The sequence below is a fragment of the Pseudomonas sp. DG56-2 genome (assembly GCF_004803755.1).
In the GTDB taxonomy this organism is placed as follows: Bacteria; Pseudomonadota; Gammaproteobacteria; order Pseudomonadales; family Pseudomonadaceae; genus Aquipseudomonas; species Aquipseudomonas auratipiscis.
On record NZ_CP032311.1, the window covers coordinates 179,453 to 201,201 of the forward strand.

Below are 21,749 nucleotides of genomic sequence, written 5' to 3' on the forward strand. Positions count from 1 at the left end.
GGAGTCCTAAAAGTCTGGTTGAAGCAGGAACAGCGCAACGGCTTTGGATTCATCACGCTCAACTGAACGGCCTCACACTGGAAAAACGCAGCACCGTCGTCGGCAGATAATGACGGTCCCGTAGCAAGTATCCATGCACTCTTGTCTATGTATCACGTTAGAGGGGCTTGAGACGGTCGCCTCTGACACTTACTTGCTGGCCGATCTGGAATTTGCCATTTGGCGAGCGCACAGTTCGCTCGTGCCCCTGCTCATCGCGCACAACATACGCACGGCCGCTGGCACCGGTCACCTCTTGAACCTCAGCACCGCCCAAGGCCCCGATCCCTGCACCGACCAGAGCGCCAATTGGCCCTCCAAGCGCCCCTCCAAGTAACACTCCTGACCCGGCGCCGAAACCACCACCTACAGTATTGTCGGGTACCTCAGAAATAACTTCGTCAGCCAATGCCGACGCACATAGCAACATGCAGCTGAACGCAATCACATAACGCATAGGTTTCTCCAATGGACTCTAAGAAGCAGATTAGGCTTCTCAAAAACCATGCCAGAGTAAAAACCCTTTTAAATCAATGCATAGATTGGTGCTGGGTACAATTTACCCTCATCAGTCGAGGTTAAATTGACCATAAAAAGGTACTAACAACCCGACCTGGTAATCGCCTCATCACGGTAGCGGGCAAAATCGGAAGAGGTGAGGGTTGCGACGCCTCGACTCGAGAGACAAAGATGTCTCGGTCGATTTCGCTTTCGCCATTCCCGCCACGCTTGAGTGTGGCAAATTTGTGGCAAAAACGACTTTCAGGACTAGGACTGGTTTTCGGCAGAAGCGCCAACCCCTTGGAACCAAAGGGAAAGAAGATGGCGCACTCGGCGGGATTCGAACCCACGACCCCTGCCTTCGGAGGGCAGTACTCTATCCAGCTGAGCTACGAGTGCAACGCGGGCGCCATGATACCCATCTAGACTGGCGGCGTCCATCGCCGTAACGGGCTGTGTTCGATTTTGCACACGCTAGGGCTTAAAGGTAACGTTGATCTGAAAAAGGTCGCCATGTAGCGCTTTTTGTTCTTTTTTTCGAACACCCTATTGTCCTTTTCCCCCGTTGCTCCTAGGATTCGTTTGAGATTTCAAACGCTCTCCTTTTTCTACAATCAATAATTCGCGCCGTGTCTGTACGGTGCCGTTAAGGAAGCCGACATGCAGCTTAAAGACGCCCAGTTGTTCCGCCAGCAAGCCTTCATCGATGGCGTGTGGTTGGACGCGGACAACGGTCAGACCATCAAGGTTAATAACCCGGCTACCGGCGAGATCATCGGCACTGTGCCGAAGATGGGCGCTGCCGAAACCCGTCGCGCCATCGAGGCCGCCGACAAGGCGCTGCCGGCCTGGCGTGCGCTGACCGCCAAAGAACGTGCTGGCAAGCTGCGTCGTTGGTTCGAATTGATGATCGAGCACCAGGAAGACCTGGCCCGCCTGATGACCACCGAGCAAGGCAAGCCACTGGCCGAAGCCAAGGGCGAAATCGTCTATGCCGCTTCCTTTATCGAGTGGTTCGCTGAAGAAGCCAAGCGCGTTTACGGTGACACCATTCCTGGCCATCAGCCAGACAAGCGCCTGATCGTTATCAAGCAGCCAATCGGTGTGACCGCAGCGATCACGCCGTGGAACTTCCCGGCGGCAATGATCACCCGTAAAGCCGGCCCGGCCCTGGCCGCTGGCTGCACCATGGTGCTCAAGCCTGCGTCGCAAACGCCGTACTCCGCTCTGGCCCTGGTTGAGCTGGCCCACCGTGCCGGTATCCCGGCTGGCGTGCTGAGCGTGGTGACCGGTAGCGCTGGCGATATCGGCAGCGAGCTGACTGGCAACCCGATTGTGCGCAAGCTGTCCTTCACCGGTTCGACCGAAATCGGTCGCCAACTGATGGCCGAATGCGCCAAGGACATCAAGAAAGTTTCCCTGGAGCTGGGCGGTAACGCACCGTTCATTGTGTTCGACGACGCTGACCTGGATAAGGCCGTTGAAGGCGCGATCATCTCCAAGTACCGCAACAACGGCCAGACTTGCGTCTGCGCCAACCGTATCTACGTTCAGGACGGCGTCTACGATGCTTTCGCCGAGAAGCTCAAGGCTGCTGTGGCCAAGCTGAAAATCGGTAACGGCCTGGAAGACGGCACCACCACCGGTCCGCTGATCGATGGCAAGGCTGTTGCCAAGGTCCAGGAACACATTGCCGACGCCGTTGGCAAAGGCGCCCAGGTACTGACCGGCGGCAAGCTGATCGACGGTAACTTCTTCGAGCCAACCGTTTTGATCAACGTGCCGAACAACGCCGCAGTCGCCAAGGAAGAAACCTTTGGCCCGCTGGCACCCCTGTTCCGTTTCAAGGACGAGGCTGAAGTTATTGCCATGTCCAACGACACCGAGTTTGGTCTGGCCTCGTACTTCTACGCCCGTGACATGAGCCGTGTGTTCCGTGTCGCTGAAGCGCTGGAGTACGGCATGGTCGGCATCAACACCGGTTTGATCTCCAACGAAGTCTCGCCGTTCGGCGGTATCAAGGCCTCGGGCCTGGGCCGCGAAGGTTCCAAGTACGGCATCGAGGACTACCTGGAAATCAAATACCTGTGCATCAGCATCTGATCGCAGCGTAAGGCTTTACCTCTGCCAGCGGGGCGCGAGAGCGACGTCCCGCTGGCCTTTTTACACCGTACACCCAGTGGTCTGGGCCCCTGCAGCAGTCGATCAACGCATGCTGTCTGCAGTTGAATACCGACCACCCTGACTTGAATCGCGCCACCCTGCGTGTGGCGAATTGAGGACATTATGAGCAAGACCAACGAATCTTTGATGCAACGTCGTGTCGCCGCTGTTCCACGCGGTGTTGGCCAGATCCACCCGATCTTCGCCGAGTCGGCAAAAAACGCCACCGTCACTGACGTCGAAGGCCGTGAGTTCATCGACTTTGCCGGCGGCATCGCGGTACTGAACACCGGTCACGTGCACCCGAAGGTCATCGCTGCCGTTGAAGCCCAACTGCACAAGCTGACTCACACCTGCTTCCAGGTGCTGGCCTACGAGCCTTACGTTGAACTGTGCGAAAAGATCAACGCCAAGGTGCCAGGCGACTTTGCCAAGAAAACCCTGCTGGTTACCACCGGTTCCGAAGCTGTTGAAAACGCCATCAAGATCGCTCGCGCCGCTACTGGCCGTGCCGGCGTGATCGCCTTCACTGGCGCTTACCACGGTCGCACCATGATGACCTTGGGCCTGACCGGTAAAGTCGTTCCTTACTCGGCTGGCATGGGCCTGATGCCAGGCGGCATCTTCCGTGCTCTGTACCCGAACGAACTGCACGGTGTCAGCGTTGATGACTCGATCGCTTCGATCGAGCGCATCTTCAAGAACGACGCCGAAGCGCGCGACATCGCCGCAATCATCCTCGAGCCAGTACAGGGCGAAGGTGGTTTCTACGTCGCGCCTAAAGAGTTCATGAAGCGTCTGCGCGCACTGTGCGACCAGCACGGCATTCTGCTGATCGCTGACGAAGTGCAGACTGGCGCTGGCCGTACCGGCACCTTCTTTGCCATGGAGCAAATGGGTGTTGCTCCAGACCTGACTACCTTCGCCAAATCCATCGCTGGTGGCTTCCCACTGGCCGGTGTCTGCGGCAAGGCCGAGTACATGGACGCTATCGCTCCAGGCGGCCTGGGTGGCACCTACGCGGGTAGCCCGATCGCTTGCGCCGCGGCCCTGGCTGTCATGGAAGTGTTCGAGGAAGAAAAGCTGCTGGAACGCAGCCAGGCTGTTGGCGAGCGCCTGGTCGCTGGCCTGAAGAAGATTCAGGACAAGCACCCAATCATTGGTGAAGTGCGCGCCCTGGGCTCGATGATCGCCATTGAAGTGGTCGAAAAAGCCGGTACCCTGACCCCTAACGCTGCTGCAGTTGCCTCGGTTGTAGCCAAGGCTCGCGACAAGGGTCTGATCCTGCTGTCGTGCGGCACCTATGGCAACGTCCTGCGTATTCTGGTTCCACTGACCTCGCCTGATGAGCAACTGGACAAAGGTCTGGCAATCATCGAAGAGTGCTTTGCTGAACTCGCGTAAACTGTGACGCAGTAGAAGAAAAGCCCGCTTCGGCGGGTTTTTTTTCGCCCAAAGGAATGCAAGGAAGCTAAGGTTGCTTGCAAGGAGACACCCTGGAAGGTGCGCTGGATTGCGTGTAGAGAATTATTGGAGAGTTGAGTATGAGCGTTGCCACCCCCCCCACGGCACCGTGTGTGCTAATTGCCGAAGGCGACCCCTGGGTGCGGGAGATGTTGAGTCAGATGCTCTTGAGTGTGCGCTGTGATGCGCGCTTACAGGTGTGTGCCGACGGCTCGCAAGCATTGGCAGCGCTATCCTGCCAACCTGACTTGATTATTGCCGCGCGCGAGTTGCCCGGTGGCGATGGCCTCGACCTGCTGCGCAACGTGCGAGCAAAAGGTCGGCAACCGGCATTGCCGTTCATTCTCATGAGCAACCGTAGCGACAGCGCCAGCGTGCGCGAGGCGTTGCCGTTCGCGCCCACGGCTTACCTGAGCAAGCCGCTGAATATGGATTCCTTGCGCCATCGGCTGGAAGAGCTGTTGATCAAGGTTGGGGGGCAAATCGCCTGTCCGGTACCACCGTTGCAGCCGGGCATGACTTTGCCACGCTTTCTCGAAGGGCGCCGGGCTACGGCCGATGGTGGACCATTGCTGGCGGACGTGCAGCAGGCAATCAAGCGCAGCTTGAACCCGCAGGGGCTCAACCTGAAAACGCTGGAAGAAGAAATCCGCAATGACCCGCAAATAACCGCGGTACTGATCGCGGCAGCCAACAGCGCCGCGCTGCACCGTGATGGCGCCGTGCAGACGTTGTTGCAGGCACTGAACAAGCTGGGCACCACCCAGAGCATGAACCTGATCCTGGGGCTGGCACTCAAGCGCAGTGCCAAGCTCAGCGACCCTTTGCTGTCGCAACACGCCGAGCATTTCTGGGCGCTGTCATTGCACGCTGCCGAATACGCACGCACCCTGGCACGCATGCTTGAGCTGGACCAGGAACGTTGCTACTGCGCAGGCCTGTTGCATTGCCTGGGGGATCTGGCGTTGCTACGTTGCCTGCAGGAATGGCGGTTGTCCGGCGGGGAGCTGGATGAGGATGGTATCGAGTTGTCGCTCAATGAATACGGGGCGGCTTTTGGCTCGGCGCTTCGTACTCGCTGGCGCTTGCCGCTGGAGCTGCGTGAGTTGATCGCTGCGATCTATCAACTGGGCGGCGGTGTGTATTCGCGCGAAGCCTTGGTGATGAACCTGGCTGGGCAGTTGGCGCGCTTGCCGGCAGATCAGGGCCTGGAGGCGTTGGCTGAAAGCAGGACGGCGCGGCTGTTGAAGGTAGGAATGCCGGAGCTGATGCGCCTGCGCAAAGGTTGAGCAGCCGCCTGCGCCGGGAGTGCGTTGTTCAGCGTGGAGTTAGCCAATCACGATCTGATTCTTGCCCTGCCGCTTGGCTTGATACATCGCCGCATCCGCCCGGGCAAAGAGGCTGTCCAGTGACGCGTCTGGGCCGGTGATGCCCGTCAGCCCCTGGCTAACCGTTACGCCGAACGCCTGGTCTTCATAACTGAAGCTCAAGCGCTGAATCTCTCGCTGCAAACGCTCGGCAATCTGTTGGGCGATTTGCGGACCGCAACCCGGAAACACCGCCGCAAACTCTTCTCCACCAATGCGCCCAAACAGGTCGCCACGGCGCAGCACCGCTTTGCCAATGTCGGCGATGCGTTGAAGCACTGCATCGCCTTCCTGATGGCCATAGGAGTCGTTGATTTGCTTGAAGTCATCGATATCCAGCAACAGGAACGACAACGGTGTTTGCTCCCGACGAGCGGTTTCGAAGGCTTGCTCGGCACAGTCAAAGAAGTGTCGGCGGTTGCTGCTTTGGGTCAGCACGTCGGTGGTGGCCATGCGCTGCAGTTCGCCTTCGAGTAACTTTTTCTCGGTAATGTCTTCTGCCATGCCAACCACGATCAGTCGATCATTGTTGTCGGACTGTTGATTGATAAAGCACTTGTCACTGATCCAGCGCACACGACCTTCAGCATCGATGATGCGGTACTCGCGATCTTCCACGGCGCCTTTGACCAGCACCTCGGCCAGGCTGCGTTCTGCGTAGTCGAGGTCGTCAGGGTAGATGCTGTCGCGCCATTCGTTGAAATCAGCCAGCAACAGGCCCGCCGAGCGACCAAAAATTCGTTCGTACGCGGGGCTTACGTAAAGCACCTGGCGCGATTCCCAGTCGAACGCCCAGAGCACGGCATTGACACTATCGAGCAGCGAGCTGAAGAGTTGTTCTCGCTCGCTCAGGCGCGCCACTTCGCCTTGCGCATGCATGAGTGCCAGGAGAGTCTGGGCGAACTCAGGGGGTGTGCTGTGGGGTTGAGACAACGGTTTCTTATTGACCATTTGCGCGGAACTTCTCACACAGAGGCGGGCGGCCATCACCTGGCCCGCCACAGGGGCGTAGTGCCAGTCAGAGTGAAAATAAGCGGTGAAGTTCCGACAGGCGCGCCCCCCAATGGGGCGCGCCGATCAACGGCGTCAGCTCAAGGCCGGGCGCAGGGAGTAGGTTTTGAGCTGGGCGGCGAAGTCGCGCAGCGATTGGATACCGCTGGCTTCGGCCTCGTGTACCCAGTCTTTCATGGCCGCCAGCATGTCGTGGCCGTTGGCGCTGGTGCGCAGCCAGATTTGCTGCAGGGCCAGGCGTTTCTCATAGATGGTCTTGAGTGCCTGGCTGTGCTCGAGCATGGTTTGGATGCGGGCGTGATGACGGTCTTCCAGCAGACTGGTCTCCCGTGACAACAGACGCTTGGCGCGGCGGAATTGATGGCGAACCGAATCATCGACACGCGCCAGTTCCTGTTTGACCAAGGGCGCGATGACCAGCTTGCGGTACTGGGCCATGATCTGGAAACGGTTGTTGAGGATCGCCATTGCCGTGTCCATGTCCAACTGACCCTTGCCTTCGACGCGGTGGGCGATAGGGGCAACGCGCTGCACCTTGGCCAGGCGCAGGAAGCAGAACAGCTTGATCCATGCCCAACCCATGTCGAACTCCCAGCGTCTGACCGACAGCTTGGCCGAGTTCGGGTAGGTATGGTGATTGTTGTGCAGCTCTTCGCCACCGACGATGATGCCCCAGGGCACCAGATTGGTGGCGGCGTCGCGGCACTCGAAGTTGCGGTAGCCGACGGCATGGCCAAGGCCATTGATGACGCCGGCTGCCCAGAATGGAATCCACATCATCTGCACCGCCCAGATGGTGATGCCGATGGTGCCGAACAACAGCAAGTCGATAACCGCCATCAAGGCAATGCCGCCCAGCTTGTAGCGCGAGTAGAGGTTGCGCTCGATCCAGTCCTCAGGGCAGTTCTTGCCGTAGATACGCAGGGTTTCCGGGTTGGTCGCTTCTTTGCGATACAGTTCGGCACCCTTGCGCAGCACGGTGGACAGCCCCAGGATCACCGGGCTGTGCGGATCGTCAACGGTTTCGCACTTGGCGTGGTGCTTGCGGTGGATGGCAGTCCACTCGCGAGTGTTCTGCGCGGTGGTCAACCACAGCCAGAAGCGGAAAAAGTGCTTGAGCCCGGCGTTCAACTCCAGCGAACGGTGGGCTGAGTATCGGTGCAGGTAGACCGTGACACTGACGATGGTCACATGGGTCATGACCAGGGTAACTGCCAGCAGTTGCCAAGCCGACAAGTTGAGCAAACCTTGGTACCACATAGGCGATTGGGCCCTCGAAAACTTAGGGAACAGCGCAAGCATTATCCCTGCACGGACAAATAAAACCAGTCGGCCTTTTAGATAGGAGGTCACGGGATGTTTCTACCCTATAATCCCCCATTATTTTTTGTGGGCTTGTCAGGATCTTATGTCTGCTTCCGTTCGAGACGCCATGCGCATGGCTGCGCTTTATCTGGTGTTGTCCGTGCTCTGGCTGGCGCTTTCTGATCAGCTGTTGGTCAGCCTGATCAATAACCCGGAGCAACTGGCGCGTTGGCAGTTGTTCAGTTCTCACCTTTGGGTGCTGTGCAGTGCGTTGTTGATCTTCTCTTCCCGTGCGCGTTTGTTGAGTTTCATTGGTCTTGGTGCGCGCTTGCGTCGCGAAGACCGGGAGCGGCTGCGCATGGCCGCTGCGGTTTTCGACAGTACCCTCGAAGGTGTACTGGTAACTGATCGGCAAGGTGTGATCGTGCATGTGAATCGCGCGTTCATGCGCATTACCGGCTACGAAAAGGACGAGGTTCTCGGTCAGCGACCGAGCAAGTTCAAATCAGGCCGCCATGCTCCGGAGTTTTACCAAGAGATCTATTCGACGCTGGCTGAAAAAGGCGAGTGGAGCGGAGAGATCTGGAACCGGCGCAAGAGCGGTGAGGTGTACCCGCAATGGCAGACCATCTGCGCCATTCACGACGACAGCGGAGAACTCAGTCACTACGTGGCGGTGTTCAGTGACATCAGCGCGATCAAGCACTCTGAGCGGGAGCTGGCTTACCTGGCTCATCACGACCCGCTTACCGATTTGCCCAACCGCATGTTGTTCAACGATCGCGCCGAGCAGGCGCTGGCCGCAGCGCAGGCCAACAAGCGCGGGTGTGCCTTGCTGCTGCTGGATCTGGACCACTTCCAGAGCATCAACGATGGCCTTGGACACAATGTAGGTGACCAGTTGCTCAAGCTGGTAGGTGAGCGCCTCAGGACGCTGCTGGGGAGCGGCGTGACCCTGGCGCGCCTGGGGGGCGACGAGTTTGCCGTGCTTACCGAGCAATGCCCGCAGGTCGGACAGGCTGCAGCATTGGCGCAAAGCATTATCGATGTGATGAAGCAGCCCTTCGAGGTCGAAAACCAGAGCCTGTTCGTCAGTGTCAGTATCGGCATCAGTCTGTTCCCAAGCGATGCCCTGAGCGCAGAACAGCTTTTGCGCAATGCCGACTCGGCGTTGTTCAAGGCCAAGGCCAGTGGTCGCGCCGACTATGCCTTGTATACCGAAGAGCTGACCGCCCATGCCCAACAGCGCGTCGAAACTGCTGGTGAACTGCGCCGGGCACTGGAGCAGGAAGAACTGCGCGTGTATTACCAGCCCGTGCACGAGTTGAGCAGCGGCGCAATGATCGGCGTTGAGGCCTTGGTGCGCTGGCAGCACCCGCAGCGCGGATTGGTGGCGCCGGGTGAGTTCATACCGATTGCCGAGCGCACAGGGCTGATTGCCGAAATCGATACCTGGGTGCTGCAACAGGCTTGTTTGCAGATGGTGCAGTGGCAGGCCAGCGGGCAGCCAATGCAATTTGTCGCAGTGAACATTTCCAGCCGCCTCTTTGGCCATCGAGACCTGTATCAGCAAGTGGCCAGGGTGCTGCATGAAACCGGTCTGGACCCCGCCATGCTGGAGCTGGAAGTAACTGAAAGCGCGGTAATGGAAAACCCCGAGGTCGCTCTGGAGCAGTTGCATCGCTTGCGTGAACTGGGGCTGCGCTTGGCCATCGATGACTTCGGTACCGGTTACTCGTCATTGCTGCGGCTCAAGCGTTTGCCGGTACAGAAACTCAAGATCGACCAGGGCTTTGTGGCGGGCTTGCCCTGCGATGAGGATGATGCGGCGATTGTCCGGGTGATCATCGCACTGGGCAACAGCATGGGTATGCAAGTACTTGCCGAAGGTATTGAGCAGGCCGAGCAAGCGCAGTTCTTGCTGGAGCATCAATGCCTGCTGGGGCAAGGCTACTGGTTTGGACGACCGGTTCCAGCGCAGCAATTGCGTTGGCAATGACCGGCCTGATGGCGGGGCCACGTCCCGCCAAAAGGTTTTTTGGTTATATAAAAATTCTTAAATAGTATTTTTAAGAATAATCAAGCCCCCCTAAGATTGCCCTCAAGCCAGGCGCAGTCGCCTTCTGTTACGCAACTGCACGGGTCCCTTTATTCATAGGAGCACGAGCATGAGCGCATCTCTGCGTAGCGTTGACGGTCAGGACGAAGCCACCATCCTGCGCGAAATTCAGAGCGCGCTGCGCGACCTGCGCTTTGGCGCGGTAGAAATTACCGTGCACAACGCCCAGGTCGTGCAGATAGAACGTAAGGAAAAGTTCCGCCTGCAGAACCCCGGCAACAAGCCCAGCTGATACCGGTGGGAGCGGGCATGCCCCGCGATGAATGCGCCGCCTAATTAGAAAAATACGCCAATCGGGAGCTTCACCATGTCAATCCGCCGTTATGCCCTGGCAGCACTCGCCAGCGCCGTTTTTGCCGGTTCCGCTATCGCCAAGGATTACGAGTTGTTGAACGTTTCCTACGATCCGACCCGTGAGCTGTACCAGGAGTACAACGCCGAGTTCATCAAGCACTGGCAACAGGCTCACCCGGGCGACAAGGTGAAGATCCAGCAGTCCCACGGCGGTTCGGGCAAGCAGGCTCGAGCGGTGATCGATGGGCTGCGTGCCGACGTGGTGACCCTGGCGCTGGCCGGTGACATCGACGAAGTGGCCAAGCTGGGCAAGGCCCTGCCAGACAGCTGGCAGAACCGCCTGCCTGATGCCAGCACTCCATACACCTCGACCATCGTGTTTCTGGTGCGCAAGGGCAACCCCAAGGGCATCAAGGACTGGGGTGATCTGATCAAGAAAGACGTGTCGGTGATTACCCCTAATCCGAAAACATCCGGCGGCGCTCGCTGGAATTTCCTCGCCGCCTGGGCCTATGGCCTGAAAGCCGGCGGTAGCGAAGCCAAGGCCCAGGAATACGTGAAGCAGTTGTTCCAGCACGTACCGGTACTGGACACCGGTGCTCGTGGCTCGACCATCACCTTCGTCAACAACGGTCAGGGCGACGTGTTGCTGGCCTGGGAAAACGAAGCCTTCCTGGCGCTCAAGGAAGACGGCGGCGCTGACAAGTTCGACATCGTTGTACCGTCGCTTTCGATTCTCGCCGAGCCACCTGTGGCCGTAGTCGACAAGAACGCCGAGAAGAAGGGCAACGAGAAAATTGCCGAGGAATACCTCAAGCATCTGTACAGCCCAGCCGGGCAGACCATCGCCGCAAAGAACTTCTATCGTCCGCGTGATGAGAAAGTCGCCGCCGAATACGCCAAGCAGTTCCCGAAACTGGACCTGGTAACTATCGACAAAGACTTCGGCGGCTGGAAAACTGCCCAGCCCAAGTTTTTCAATGATGGTGGCGTGTTCGACCAGATCTACACCGCGCAGTGAAACGTGGCCGATAGGATAGTCGCCGTTCAGTAGCCAGCATGGGCCCGGGATCTGTCCCGGGCTTCGTGCGTTCAACCAGGGACCTTTATGTCACGTCGTATCTCCCCCGTCATACCCGGCTTCGGGCTGACGCTGGGCTACACCTTGGTGTACCTCAGTCTGATTGTGCTCATACCGCTGGGGGCCATGTTTGTGCATGCCGCCCAGCTCACCTGGGAGCAGTTCTGGGCCATCATCAGTGCGCCGCGAGTAATCGCTGCTCTCAAGCTGAGCTTTGGTACTGCCCTCTTCGCCGCCATCATCAACGGCATCATCGGTACGTTGCTGGCTTGGGTGCTGGTGCGGTACACCTTCCCGGGCCGCAAGATCATCGAGGCGATGATCGACTTGCCGTTTGCACTGCCGACTGCCGTAGCCGGTATCGCCCTGACGGCGTTGTATGCCCCTGCAGGGCTGGTCGGCCAGTTCGCCACCGATCTGGGTTTCAAGATTGCCTACACCCCATTGGGCATCACCCTGGCATTGACCTTTGTGACCTTGCCGTTCGTGGTGCGCACGGTGCAGCCGGTACTCGCTGACATTCCTCGGGAAGTCGAAGAAGCTGCTGCCTGCCTGGGCGCCAAGCCGTTGCAGGTGTTTCGCTATGTGCTACTGCCGGCACTGTTGCCCGCCTGGCTGACCGGCTTTGCCCTGGCGTTTGCACGCGGTGTCGGCGAGTACGGCTCGGTGATTTTCATCGCCGGTAACATGCCGATGAAAACCGAGATTTTGCCGCTGCTGATCATGGTCAAACTTGACCAGTACGACTACACCGGCGCTACCGCCATCGGCGTGATGATGCTGGTGGTTTCCTTCATTCTGTTGCTGCTGATCAACTTGCTGCAGCGGCGCATCGAAACCCCTTGAAGGAGGCCACGTCCATGTCTGCATCTACCCTTGGCGCGGCCGCTTCGGCCAATGCCGCTCGCCGTGGCAGTTCCACCTCACGGCGCATTTTGATCAGCCTTGGTTGGTTGATCTTTGCTCTGTTCCTGCTGCTGCCGCTGGTTATCGTGGTGTCTCAAGGCCTGAAAATGGGCCTGGGTACATTTTTTGAAGCGATCTTCGAGCCTGACGCATTGTCAGCCTTGAAACTGACGCTGATTGCCGTGGCCATCTCGGTGCCGTTGAACCTGGTGTTCGGCGTCAGCGCTGCCTGGTGCGTGAGCAAATACACCTTTCGCGGCAAGAGCATTCTGGTAACGCTGATCGATCTACCCTTCTCGGTATCGCCGGTCATTGCCGGTCTGGTCTATGTGTTGATGTTTGGTGCCCAGGGCTTTTTCGGGCCATGGCTGCAAGACCATGACATCCAGATCGTGTTTGCCTTGCCGGGCATTGTGCTGGCAACCATCTTTGTCACCGTGCCCTTCGTTGCCCGTGAACTGATCCCGCTGATGCAGGAGCAGGGAACCCAGGAAGAAGAGGCTGCGCGCCTGCTGGGGGCCAATGGCTGGCAGATGTTCTGGCATGTAACGCTGCCTAACATCAAATGGGGCCTGATCTATGGCGTGGTGCTTTGTACTGCGCGGGCAATGGGTGAGTTCGGTGCCGTGTCGGTGGTCTCCGGCCACATTCGCGGGGTGACCAACACCTTGCCGCTGCATGTCGAGATCCTTTACAACGAATACAACCATGTCGCGGCCTTCAGCGTGGCCAGCCTGTTGCTGATCCTGGCGCTCTTCATCCTGCTGCTCAAGCAGTGGAGCGAGTCCCGCATTAACCGCCTGCGCCATAGCGCCGCGGAGGAATAATTCATGTCGATCGAAGTTCGTAATGTCAGCAAGCGCTTCAACGCTTTCCAGGCCCTGGACAGCATCAACCTGGATATCCACAGTGGCGAGCTGGTGGCGTTGCTTGGTCCTTCGGGCTGCGGCAAAACCACGTTGCTGCGGATCATCGCCGGGCTGGAAACCCCGGATCAGGGCAGCATCGTGTTCCATGGTGAAGATGTCTCCGGGCACGACGTGCGAGATCGTAATGTCGGCTTCGTGTTCCAGCATTACGCGTTGTTCCGCCACATGAGCGTGTTCGACAACGTTGCTTTTGGTCTGCGCATGAAGCCCAAGGGGGAGCGTCCGAGCGAGAGCAAAATTGCCGAGAAGGTTCACGAGTTGCTGAACATGGTCCAGTTGGACTGGCTCAGCGATCGTTACCCTGAACAGCTTTCCGGTGGCCAGCGCCAACGTATCGCCCTGGCACGCGCGCTGGCGGTAGAGCCCAAAGTACTGCTGCTCGACGAACCTTTCGGTGCGCTCGACGCCAAGGTACGTAAAGAGCTGCGCCGCTGGCTGGCGCGCCTGCACGAAGACATCAATCTGACCTCAGTGTTCGTAACCCACGATCAGGAAGAGGCCATGGAAGTCGCCGACCGTATCGTGGTGATGAACAAGGGTGTAATCGAACAGATCGGTTCACCGGGTGATGTCTACGAGAACCCGGCCAGTGATTTCGTTTATCACTTCCTTGGTGATTCCAACCGCCTGCACCTGAGTGAAGGCAACCACGTTTTGTTCCGGCCCCACGAAGTGTCGCTGTCGCGCCATGAAGTCGAAGGTCATCACGCAGCTGAAGTGCGTGATATCCGCCCATTGGGCGCAACGACTCGGGTGACGTTGAAAGTCGAAGGGCAGAGCGAGCTGATCGAAGCCGAGGTGGTCAAGGATCATGACAGCCTGAGTGGCTTGGCGCGTGGCGAGACGTTGTTCTTCAAGCCTAAGGTCTGGCAGAAAGTCGCCAACATCTAACACCCTCTCTGCGAGAAATGTACAGGAGCTGGTCTTGCCAGCGATCCAGACACCGCGCACCTGAAACTGCGCGGATCTGATCGCCAGCAAGGCTGGCTCCTGCGTCTTTTCTGCGCGACAAAACCTTCCTGTTTAGACACTCGACGCCTCGGTCTTCGAGCGCGTTCGTGTGCCTGTCTGCCATGCATTTTGCACATGAAAAATATCGGCCAAAGGCATTTGCCCCGCCCGTGTCGGACTCCTTATAAAGGCACTCTCTTATTCGAAATAACTATTTAAATCCATAAGTAAATATCTGTCAGGAATATACATTTCTGGCCAGGAGCCGCCCATGAGCCCGTCCCATCGCCTTGTACCGCTTTCGTCACGACGGCTTCAGCGCCTGCCCCTTGCACTGCTGCTGGCCAGTAGCGCGCACTGGTTGCCGGCCCAGGCCGCCGAGACGCAAACCACCGCCGTGAAAGCCAGTGACAGCCAGCTCCAGACTGTTACCGTAACCGCCCGGCGCCGCGAAGAAAGCGCCCAGGACGTGCCGACACCCATGAGTGTTCTCGACGGCCAGGCGTTGGAAAGCCAGCGTGTCTACCGTATTCAGGATTTGCAGCAACTGGTGCCGAGCGTCAACGTCGCCTACATGCATGCTCGCCAGTCCAGCGTGTCGATTCGCGGCCTGGGCAACAATCCTGCAAGCGATGGCCTGGAAGGCAGCGTGGGCCTGTACCTGGACAACGTTTACCTCGGTCGCCCGGGCATGGCGGTGTTCGACCTCATGGACATCGAGCAGCTTGAGGTACTGCGGGGCCCACAAGGCACCTTGTTCGGCAAGAACACCACCGCGGGGGTCATCAACATCAGTACTCGTGCACCCAGCTTCACGCCTGAGCGCAGCATCGAAACTTCGGTGGGCGAGGATGGTTACTTCCAGACCAAGGGCACCTTGTCCGGGCCATTGAGTGATGAGCTGGCCGGACGAATCTCGGCTTACCGCACCCGCAGCGATGGCGACATCAAGAACGAATATGACGGCCACACTCTCAATGGCGGCTCACGCCAGGGCTTTCGTGGTCAGTTGCTGTACAAGCCCAACGAGCAGTTCAACCTGCGCTGGATTGGCGATTACAACGAAGAAGACTCCAGTGCCGGCACCCGCTTGCTGTACAGCACCGGGCCGACCATCAATGGCGTCAACCGTTACGAAACGCGGGCCAAGGCGGCAGGTGCAACGCTGATCGACGGCAGCAAGCGCAAGGTCAACCTCGACAGTGACCAGCAGGTAACGGTGTTCCAGGGCGGCACTTCCTTGGAAGCCAACTGGACCCTGGACAACGACTTCACCCTGACCTCGGTCAGTTCCTACCGTTGGTGGGATTTCACCCCGCGCAACGACGAAGGCCTGAATGTGCCTGCCGCTTACAACTCCGGGGTGTCCGTTCGCGACAAGCAGTACTCGCAGGAATTTCGCCTGGCGTCGCCCACCGGCGGCTTCTTCGACTATGTACTGGGCGCGTATTACTTCGGCTCCGATCTGGATAACAACTCCTTTGTCTATTACGGGCCGCAAGCCGACATCTGGAACGGTACCCCGGCAGGTGCCCTGGCCAATGTCACCACCCTCGGCAAGGGACATATCAAGACCGACAGCTTTGCCTTGTTCGCTCAGGGCACCTGGCACCTTACCGAGCGCCTGGACTTTACCGCTGGCGTACGTGGCACGTACGAAGAAAAAAGCGCCTGGGTCAATCGTGACGCACCTGTGGGTGGCGCTGATGTGAGCGGTGCGGCGGCAGCTGCCCGCCAGGGCCGGGTGGGTGCTTATAACTCGGGCGATCTCAACCAGTACAGCTCAAGCCCATCGGGGCTGTTGAACCTGAGTTATCGCTTTACCGAGGATCTTCTCGGCTACGCCACCTTGTCCCATGGCGAGAAGTCCGGTGGGGTCAACCTGGCGGTAGCGACCGCGCCGGTGGCAGGCGCCGATTCGCTGCTGGTCGGTACCGAGCGCGCCAACAATGCCGAGCTCGGCCTCAAGAGCACCCTCTGGGATCGCCGCCTGCAACTTAACGCCAACCTGTTCTGGACCGAGGTACATGGCTACCAGACCAACGCCTACGACGAAGCCAACCGCGTGCAATACCTGACCAACGCAGGCTCGGTGCGCTCGCGTGGGGTGGAAGTGGAAAGTACCTTGGTGCCGATTCGTGGCCTGACACTGAACCTGAACGGCTCCTACAACGATGTTCGGTACCTCTCCTACAAGGACGCTCCATGCGCTCCGGAGGTCGCCCTGCAGCCAGGCGCTCCTGCCGCCTGTGATTTGTCCGGTCATCAGGTAGTCGGCGCCTCGAAGTGGATCGGCAATGCCAACGGCCAGTACCAGTGGGACCTGGATAACGGCCTGCAGCCCTACGTCACTGCCAGCTATGCATTCCGCTCCAAGGCAGTGGGCACGGTCGAGGACTCCGATTTCGCGCAGATTCCCAGCTACGCCGTCGTCAACTTCTCTACCGGTTTGCGTGGCGACCTCGGTCAGGGGCAGTGGGATGTTTCGCTGTGGCTGAAAAACGCCTTTGACAAGACGTACTACACCACCCTCTGGAGCGCTGCCAATGGCGGTTATGAGGGCTTGGCGGGTACACCGAGAACCCTTGGGGTGACCGGACGCTACGACTTCTGAGCACGTTTTCCGATGCCTGCCGCGAATACTTTCAATGCGTGGCAGGCATGACCCAATCGATGGCTAAGGCAAAGCCTTGAACGGCGGGGCGTTGGGGTAAGTAGTACATTCATATATGCATTTTAAGTCTAATTATTTAAATAAAAGTTACTTTAAGAAATAAGCATTGGGCAGTGATGATTCGCCCAACGAAGGCAGTCGAGCTGCCATCGGTGAAACACACAGAGATTCCAGGAGCTGATCAATGGGTAATGTCCAGACCGCCGCCACGCTTGATGTGCTTTGGCGCCAGACGCCAAGCGGCGAGCTGGTCGACCTCGGCCGGCCACACCGTGTACCTCTGGCTTACCAGCGTTTGCAGCGGCCGCCAAAAAGCACCTTGGGTCGTCGAGAAAAAGTGCTCTTGGGCGTTTTTGCTCTGGCGCTGCACGGCGCAGTGGCCTATTGGCTCAGCCAGGCACCTACGCCGGAGCTGCCCGTGGTGCCGCCGGAAATTCCGCCGATGACCATCGAGTTTTCGCAACCGGCGCCGCCTGTGGCCGAGCCACCACCGCCTGCGCCTGCGCAACCGGTGGTGGAGCCACCGCCACCAGTGGTCGATGAGCAGGCGACCAAACCTGCACCTAAGCCGGTGCCTAAACCCAAGCCCAAGCCGGTTGTTAAACCTCAACCCAAGCCTGCACCCACGCCTGCACCGAAGGCCGTCGAGCAACCGCCCGCGCCGCCACAACCGCCAGCACCACCGGCACCTGCACCGGTGACGCCGGCCTCAGCCAACGCGGGTTACTTGAAGAATCCGGCACCGGAATATCCGCCACTGGCGCACCGACGGGGTTGGGAAGGCACGGTTCTGTTGCGGGTGCATGTGCTGGCCAGCGGCAAGCCCGGGGACATTCAACTGCAAAAAAGCAGCGGTCGCCAGCAGCTCGACGAGGCGGCATTGCAAGCGGTCAAACGCTGGAGTTTTGTTCCGGCCAAGCAGGGGGACGTGGCCCTCGATGGCTGGGTGAGCGTGCCCATCGAATTCAAGATCCACTAATTCGCGCTAAATAGAGAGAGTATTGATCATGACGTTATTGGCATCCCCCCTCGAATCCATCGAAAGCGCGGTGATCTGGCTGCTGGTGGGCTTTTCTGTCGTCACTTGGGCCCTGGCCCTGGTCAAGGGCGTGCAGTTTGTACGCTTGAAAAACCAGGACAAGCGCTTTCACAAGCAATTCTGGGCCGCTTCCAGCCTGGACGCGGCGGCAGAGCTGAGTGAAAACCAGCCCGGCGCCGCCGCTCGAGTAGCACAGGCAGGCTACGCGGCGATTGCCGTTGGTGAGCCTGGTCAAGCCAGTGACTTGAGCCAGGCCATCAACCATCAGGACCGTCTGGAGCGTGCCTTGCGCCAGCAGATCGTGCGTGAGCGACGCTCCCTGGAAACTGGCCTGGCCGTGGTCGCCAGTATCGGCAGCACCTCACCGTTCATCGGCCTGTTCGGGACGGTGTGGGGCATCATGGAAGCACTGAAGGGTATCAGCGCGGCAGGCTCTGCCAGCCTCGAAACCGTTGCCGGTCCGATTGGTGCGGCGCTGGTCGCCACGGGTGTGGGCATCGCCGTCGCCGTTCCGGCCGTGCTGGTTTACAACTACTTTCTGCGCCGCTTGAAGCTCACCGCTGCCGATCTCGATGACTTCGCCCATGACTTCTACAGCCTGGCGCAGAAGAGCGCTTTCCGGGTTCTGGTTCACCCAGCCGCCTACAAGCCAGCCAACGCCAGCCCGCAAAAAGTGAAGGAGGCCTCCTGATATGGCTTTCTCAACCCAGGACAGTGACGAAGTACTCAGTGAGATTAACGTAACGCCGCTGGTAGACGTGATGCTGGTGTTGCTGGTGGTGTTTATCGTAACCGCGCCACTGCTCACCAACGCCATTCCCATCAACCTGCCAAAAACCGAGGCGGTGGCCCCGGTCGAACAGAAGGACCCGTTGGTGGTGAGTATCGATGGCGCAGGCAAGTTGTTCATCAACAAGGACGAAACTCAGCCGGACCTACTGGAAATCAGTCTGCAGACCGCCAAGGCCAAAGATCCGGAGCTGCGCGTGCAACTGCAGGCAGACGACGGCGTGAACTATGGCGAAGTGGCGCGAGCCATGGCCTCGATCGAACGTGCGGGCATCACCAAGCTGTCGGTGATCACTGCTCGCTAAGCAACATATGTCAGGCAAGTCTTCAGGGGCCATTCCTCGGCAGGGGATGGCCTCTTTTTTTTAGTGACACGCTTCAAGCGGCAAAAGTAGGGTATACGCATGGTTTTTTGGTTATTAATAAATAGCTTCTTATTCCTTTACTGATATAACCACGGCCCTATACTTAGCCTCAAGCAAGCGAAACCCAGCAGGAGGCGCCCCATGCGCAACACCTCTATCCGTTATCTGATTGTGCCGGGCTGGCAAGGATCGCCAGAAGATCATTGGCAGAGTCACTGGCAGCAGGTCCTGCCCAACAGTGCGCGGGTCGAGCAGCACGACTGGTTTACTCCGCAGCGTCAGGATTGGGTTGCTGCACTTGAGCACGCCGTGGCCGCGGAGGATTCGCCGGTCATTCTGATTGCCCATAGCCTGGGCTGCATCACGGTTGCGCATTGGGCCGCACAGGCCAGCGTCAGCTTGCTGCGTCGGGTGCGCGGGGCGTTGTTGGTAGCACCAGCGGATGTCGAGCGTCCGACCTGTGCACCGGCGTTGCGCAACTTTGCACCGATTTCGCAGCAGGTATTGCCGTTTCCAAGCCAGGTGGTCAGTTCCGACAACGACCCGGCAATCAGCGCCCCGCGAGCGATGCAGTTGGCGCGTGCCTGGGGCGCCGAAGTTGGCTTTCTTGCTGGCGCCGGGCATATCAATGTGAAGTCCGGGCACCGTCGCTGGGCGCAGGGTTTCGCCTATCTGTATCGCCTGCAGAATCGCCTGGAGCAGCACGCGCTGCGCCGCGCCTGATTCCGGGTCCTGTCATTTCTCCAGATTCAACGCCCGGCCCCAGATGCTGACGGCGGGAGCTTGCCATGAGTAGTCACGACACCTTCGGTCAGCCGCTGCTGACCTTTCCCGAGTTGGACAAAAGCCCGCTGAGCATTCGCGCCAAGGCGCTGGTGTTTGTCGATCAGCGTTCGCGGCAATTGCGTGAGGAGCTTGAACGGCTCGCGCCATTGGCGCTACCCGTGCTGATTCGCGGCGAGACGGGCACTGGCAAGGAGTTGTTGGCCCGGCAGATTCACCGTGCCAGTGATCGGGGCGGCTTGTTCGTATCGGTCAGTTGTGCGGCGATCAGCCCGACCTATGCCGATGCCGAGCTGTTCGGTTACACCGCCGGCACCCATGGCGGTACGGCCAGCAGCAGGGCTGGATGGTTTGGCTCGGCCAACGGCGGCACCTTGTACCTGGACGAAATAGCCGATTTGCCGCTAGCGATTCAGACCAAGCTCCTCGCCGCCCTGGAAAACCGCGAAGTTACCCGCGTGGGTGCCCAGCAACCGAACCCTGTGGATGTACGTCTGGTGGCTGCGTCGAGCATCGATCTGGATGAAGCGGTCAGTGCTGGCAAGTTTCATGACCGTCTGTATCACTATTTGCGCGAGGGCCATCTGGAGCTGCCGGCGCTGCGTGAGCGAGTCGGCGATATTCTGCCGCTGGCGGAGTACTTCGTGGGTATCTACAGCCCGCGGCTGAACCTTGCGGTGCCGTTGATCAGCGAAGCGGCCCAGCGCGTGCTGGAGTTGCACAGCTGGCCCGGCAACACCCGGGAGCTGGAAAACGTCATTCACTTCGCCTTGCTGGTGCACAGTGGCGAGGAGATTTTGCCGCAACACCTGAACCTGCCAACGCCGCTGCAAACCCTGGCCAGCCAGCTCGACCAATTGTGCAATCGAGCGCTGGCAGGCGAGCGCCATGCCTTGCAGACCTTGCTGGAGCAGGCGTTGTCGCGATTAACCAATGGTGCGGTGTAAGTCTTGCCGAGCCAACATGCTCGATCAATGCTTATTTGGAATAAGCGCTGAATTAAAAGATATTGTTCTGGTATAAAAATTATCGGTATTGTCCGCATCACGCCAGCTATCAAAATACTGGCAACCTATTTTTTGCCGTCGACCGATGGCGCTGTATTCGAATAAGGACTGCGCATGAAAAAGGCTCTGTTGTTCACTGCTCTGGCGGCCGCTCTGTCGGTTGCAGGTTTTGCCCATGCTGGCGAAAAACTGGTGGTCGCTGCTACCCCTGTACCGCATGCCGAGATCCTTGAGCTGATCAAACCGACCCTGGCAAAAGAAGGTGTCGACCTTGAGATCAAGGTATTCACCGACTACGTGCAGCCAAACGTTCAAGTTGATCAGAAGCGCCTGGACGCCAACTACTTCCAGACCTTGCCCTACCTGAAGAACTTCAATGAAGGTAAAGGCACGCACCTGGAAACAGTGATCGGCGTTCATGTCGAACCTTTCGGTGGTTACTCGAAGAAGGTCAAGAGCCTGAGCGAGTTGAAGGACGGCGCCACGGTTGCCATTCCTAACGAAGGCAGCAACAGTGGCCGCGCCCTGCTGCTGTTGCAAAAGGCTGGCCTGATCACCCTGAAAGATCCAAAGAATGCCTTGGCAACGCCAAAAGACATCGCTGAGAACCCGAAGAAGCTGAAGTTCCGCGAACTTGAGTCGGCCATGCTGCCGCGGGTACTGGATCAGGTCGACCTGGACATGATCAACACCAACTATGCGCTGGAAGCTGGCCTGAACCCTGCCAAGGACGCGCTGGTAATTGAAGGTGCCGACTCGCCATACGTGAACTTCCTGGTAGCGCGTCCGGACAACAAGGACAGCGATGCCATCCAGAAACTGGCCAAGGCGTTGACCAGCCCGGAAGTGAAAACCTTCATCGAGAAGAAGTACAGCGGCGCAGTATTGCCGGCGTTCTGATTGCCATCTGAGCCAACGACTGGCCCTTCTCTATGAAAGCGGGCTTGCTCCGCAGTGCGGTG

19 protein-coding genes and 1 tRNA gene are annotated in these 21,749 nt (G+C 58.8%); 16 read left to right on the forward strand and 4 right to left on the reverse strand.

Features of this window, described 5'->3' with window-relative positions:
* Positions 1-157 precede the first annotated feature (157 nt).
* Both D3Z90_RS00780 and D3Z90_RS00790 read right to left on the reverse strand, forming a co-directional pair.
* Entirely contained in the window at positions 158-496 is a 339-nt protein-coding gene (locus D3Z90_RS00780) for a hypothetical protein (protein ID WP_136473963.1), read from the reverse strand.
* A 366-nt stretch (positions 497-862) separates the two neighbouring features.
* Positions 863-939, reverse strand: a tRNA-Arg gene (locus D3Z90_RS00790).
* A gap of 261 nt (positions 940-1,200) precedes the next feature.
* Between D3Z90_RS00790 and gabD the strand changes: the two genes are divergently transcribed.
* The 3 genes from gabD (at position 1,201) to D3Z90_RS00805 (ending at position 5,456) form a co-directional block, all read left to right on the forward strand.
* A complete protein-coding gene (gabD, locus tag D3Z90_RS00795) occupies positions 1,201-2,643 on the forward strand; it encodes an NADP-dependent succinate-semialdehyde dehydrogenase (RefSeq protein WP_136473964.1) in 1,443 nt (480 codons plus the stop codon).
* A gap of 183 nt (positions 2,644-2,826) precedes the next feature.
* On the forward strand, positions 2,827-4,107 hold the full coding sequence (gene gabT, locus D3Z90_RS00800; protein WP_136473965.1) for a 4-aminobutyrate--2-oxoglutarate transaminase: 1,281 nt from the start codon (positions 2,827-2,829) through the stop codon (positions 4,105-4,107).
* Positions 4,108-4,247: 140 nt separating this feature from the next.
* Positions 4,248-5,456: a response regulator gene (locus tag D3Z90_RS00805; RefSeq protein ID WP_136473966.1), complete on the forward strand. Its 1,209-nt coding sequence runs from the start codon at positions 4,248-4,250 to the stop codon at positions 5,454-5,456.
* Between the two features lie 39 nt (positions 5,457-5,495).
* Here D3Z90_RS00805 and D3Z90_RS00810 read toward each other — a convergent pair whose 3' ends face one another.
* Positions 5,496-6,524 (reverse strand): diguanylate cyclase, encoded by a 1,029-nt coding sequence (locus D3Z90_RS00810; protein ID WP_371922237.1) that lies wholly within the window; start codon positions 6,522-6,524, stop codon positions 5,496-5,498.
* 96 nt (positions 6,525-6,620) lie between these two features.
* Complete coding sequence (gene desA, locus D3Z90_RS00815) at positions 6,621-7,805, reverse strand: delta-9 fatty acid desaturase DesA (protein WP_136473968.1); 1,185 nt, start codon at positions 7,803-7,805, stop codon at positions 6,621-6,623.
* 148 nt (positions 7,806-7,953) lie between these two features.
* Between desA and dibA the strand changes: the two genes are divergently transcribed.
* The 13 genes from dibA to D3Z90_RS00880 all read left to right on the forward strand — a co-directional run bounded on the left by dibA (position 7,954) and on the right by D3Z90_RS00880 (position 21,687).
* Positions 7,954-9,849 carry a phosphodiesterase DibA gene (gene dibA / locus D3Z90_RS00820; protein WP_136473969.1) on the forward strand — a complete coding sequence of 632 codons (1,896 nt, stop codon included), beginning with the start codon at positions 7,954-7,956 and terminating at the stop codon, positions 9,847-9,849.
* Positions 9,850-10,018: 169 nt separating this feature from the next.
* Positions 10,019-10,201, forward strand: a complete 183-nt coding sequence (gene oscA, locus D3Z90_RS00825) for a sulfur starvation response protein OscA (RefSeq protein WP_007941032.1) — start codon at positions 10,019-10,021, stop codon at positions 10,199-10,201.
* 75 nt (positions 10,202-10,276) lie between these two features.
* Positions 10,277-11,284 (forward strand): sulfate ABC transporter substrate-binding protein, encoded by a 1,008-nt coding sequence (locus tag D3Z90_RS00830; RefSeq protein WP_136473970.1) that lies wholly within the window; start codon positions 10,277-10,279, stop codon positions 11,282-11,284.
* Between the two features lie 87 nt (positions 11,285-11,371).
* Positions 11,372-12,190: a sulfate ABC transporter permease subunit CysT gene (gene cysT, locus D3Z90_RS00835; protein ID WP_136473971.1), complete on the forward strand. Its 819-nt coding sequence runs from the start codon at positions 11,372-11,374 to the stop codon at positions 12,188-12,190.
* A gap of 14 nt (positions 12,191-12,204) precedes the next feature.
* The gene (gene cysW, locus D3Z90_RS00840) at positions 12,205-13,077 is read left to right on the forward strand and encodes a sulfate ABC transporter permease subunit CysW (protein ID WP_136473972.1); all 873 of its coding nucleotides are present in this window, start codon (positions 12,205-12,207) and stop codon (positions 13,075-13,077) included.
* Between the two features lie 3 nt (positions 13,078-13,080).
* Entirely contained in the window at positions 13,081-14,070 is a 990-nt protein-coding gene (locus D3Z90_RS00845) for a sulfate/molybdate ABC transporter ATP-binding protein (protein WP_136473973.1), read from the forward strand.
* 331 nt (positions 14,071-14,401) lie between these two features.
* Positions 14,402-16,744 carry a TonB-dependent receptor gene (locus D3Z90_RS00850; RefSeq protein WP_136473974.1) on the forward strand — a complete coding sequence of 781 codons (2,343 nt, stop codon included), beginning with the start codon at positions 14,402-14,404 and terminating at the stop codon, positions 16,742-16,744.
* A 244-nt stretch (positions 16,745-16,988) separates the two neighbouring features.
* A complete protein-coding gene (locus tag D3Z90_RS00855) occupies positions 16,989-17,783 on the forward strand; it encodes an energy transducer TonB (protein WP_136473975.1) in 795 nt (264 codons plus the stop codon).
* A 28-nt stretch (positions 17,784-17,811) separates the two neighbouring features.
* Complete coding sequence (locus tag D3Z90_RS00860) at positions 17,812-18,534, forward strand: MotA/TolQ/ExbB proton channel family protein (protein ID WP_136473976.1); 723 nt, start codon at positions 17,812-17,814, stop codon at positions 18,532-18,534.
* Between the two features lies 1 nt (position 18,535).
* Positions 18,536-18,937 carry a biopolymer transporter ExbD gene (locus D3Z90_RS00865; RefSeq protein ID WP_136473977.1) on the forward strand — a complete coding sequence of 134 codons (402 nt, stop codon included), beginning with the start codon at positions 18,536-18,538 and terminating at the stop codon, positions 18,935-18,937.
* Between the two features lie 201 nt (positions 18,938-19,138).
* The gene (locus D3Z90_RS00870) at positions 19,139-19,720 is read left to right on the forward strand and encodes an alpha/beta hydrolase (RefSeq protein ID WP_136473978.1); all 582 of its coding nucleotides are present in this window, start codon (positions 19,139-19,141) and stop codon (positions 19,718-19,720) included.
* A 65-nt stretch (positions 19,721-19,785) separates the two neighbouring features.
* Positions 19,786-20,727 carry a sigma 54-interacting transcriptional regulator gene (locus D3Z90_RS00875; RefSeq protein ID WP_136473979.1) on the forward strand — a complete coding sequence of 314 codons (942 nt, stop codon included), beginning with the start codon at positions 19,786-19,788 and terminating at the stop codon, positions 20,725-20,727.
* A gap of 174 nt (positions 20,728-20,901) precedes the next feature.
* Entirely contained in the window at positions 20,902-21,687 is a 786-nt protein-coding gene (locus D3Z90_RS00880) for a MetQ/NlpA family ABC transporter substrate-binding protein (RefSeq protein ID WP_136473980.1), read from the forward strand.
* Positions 21,688-21,749 lie beyond the last annotated feature (62 nt).

Excerpts from the sequence above, each read along its gene's own strand:
- D3Z90_RS00860 (WP_136473976.1), top strand. The coding sequence starts at position 17,812 with ATGACGTTATTGGCATCCCCCCTCGAATCCATCGAAAGCGCGGTGATC.
- D3Z90_RS00830 (WP_136473970.1), top strand. The coding sequence starts at position 10,277 with ATGTCAATCCGCCGTTATGCCCTGGCAGCACTCGCCAGCGCCGTTTTT.
- D3Z90_RS00850 (WP_136473974.1), top strand. The coding sequence starts at position 14,402 with ATGAGCCCGTCCCATCGCCTTGTACCGCTTTCGTCACGACGGCTTCAG.
- oscA (WP_007941032.1), top strand. The coding sequence starts at position 10,019 with ATGAGCGCATCTCTGCGTAGCGTTGACGGTCAGGACGAAGCCACCATC.
- D3Z90_RS00880 (WP_136473980.1), top strand. The coding sequence starts at position 20,902 with ATGAAAAAGGCTCTGTTGTTCACTGCTCTGGCGGCCGCTCTGTCGGTT.
- cysT (WP_136473971.1), top strand. The coding sequence starts at position 11,372 with ATGTCACGTCGTATCTCCCCCGTCATACCCGGCTTCGGGCTGACGCTG.
- D3Z90_RS00780 (WP_136473963.1), bottom strand. The coding sequence starts at position 496 with ATGCGTTATGTGATTGCGTTCAGCTGCATGTTGCTATGTGCGTCGGCA.
- gabD (WP_136473964.1), top strand. The coding sequence starts at position 1,201 with ATGCAGCTTAAAGACGCCCAGTTGTTCCGCCAGCAAGCCTTCATCGAT.
- D3Z90_RS00870 (WP_136473978.1), top strand. The coding sequence starts at position 19,139 with ATGCGCAACACCTCTATCCGTTATCTGATTGTGCCGGGCTGGCAAGGA.
- D3Z90_RS00875 (WP_136473979.1), top strand. The coding sequence starts at position 19,786 with ATGAGTAGTCACGACACCTTCGGTCAGCCGCTGCTGACCTTTCCCGAG.
- D3Z90_RS00805 (WP_136473966.1), top strand. The coding sequence starts at position 4,248 with ATGAGCGTTGCCACCCCCCCCACGGCACCGTGTGTGCTAATTGCCGAA.
- D3Z90_RS00855 (WP_136473975.1), top strand. The coding sequence starts at position 16,989 with ATGGGTAATGTCCAGACCGCCGCCACGCTTGATGTGCTTTGGCGCCAG.
- dibA (WP_136473969.1), top strand. The coding sequence starts at position 7,954 with ATGTCTGCTTCCGTTCGAGACGCCATGCGCATGGCTGCGCTTTATCTG.
- desA (WP_136473968.1), bottom strand. The coding sequence starts at position 7,805 with ATGTGGTACCAAGGTTTGCTCAACTTGTCGGCTTGGCAACTGCTGGCA.
- gabT (WP_136473965.1), top strand. The coding sequence starts at position 2,827 with ATGAGCAAGACCAACGAATCTTTGATGCAACGTCGTGTCGCCGCTGTT.
- cysW (WP_136473972.1), top strand. The coding sequence starts at position 12,205 with ATGTCTGCATCTACCCTTGGCGCGGCCGCTTCGGCCAATGCCGCTCGC.
- D3Z90_RS00845 (WP_136473973.1), top strand. The coding sequence starts at position 13,081 with ATGTCGATCGAAGTTCGTAATGTCAGCAAGCGCTTCAACGCTTTCCAG.
- D3Z90_RS00865 (WP_136473977.1), top strand. The coding sequence starts at position 18,536 with ATGGCTTTCTCAACCCAGGACAGTGACGAAGTACTCAGTGAGATTAAC.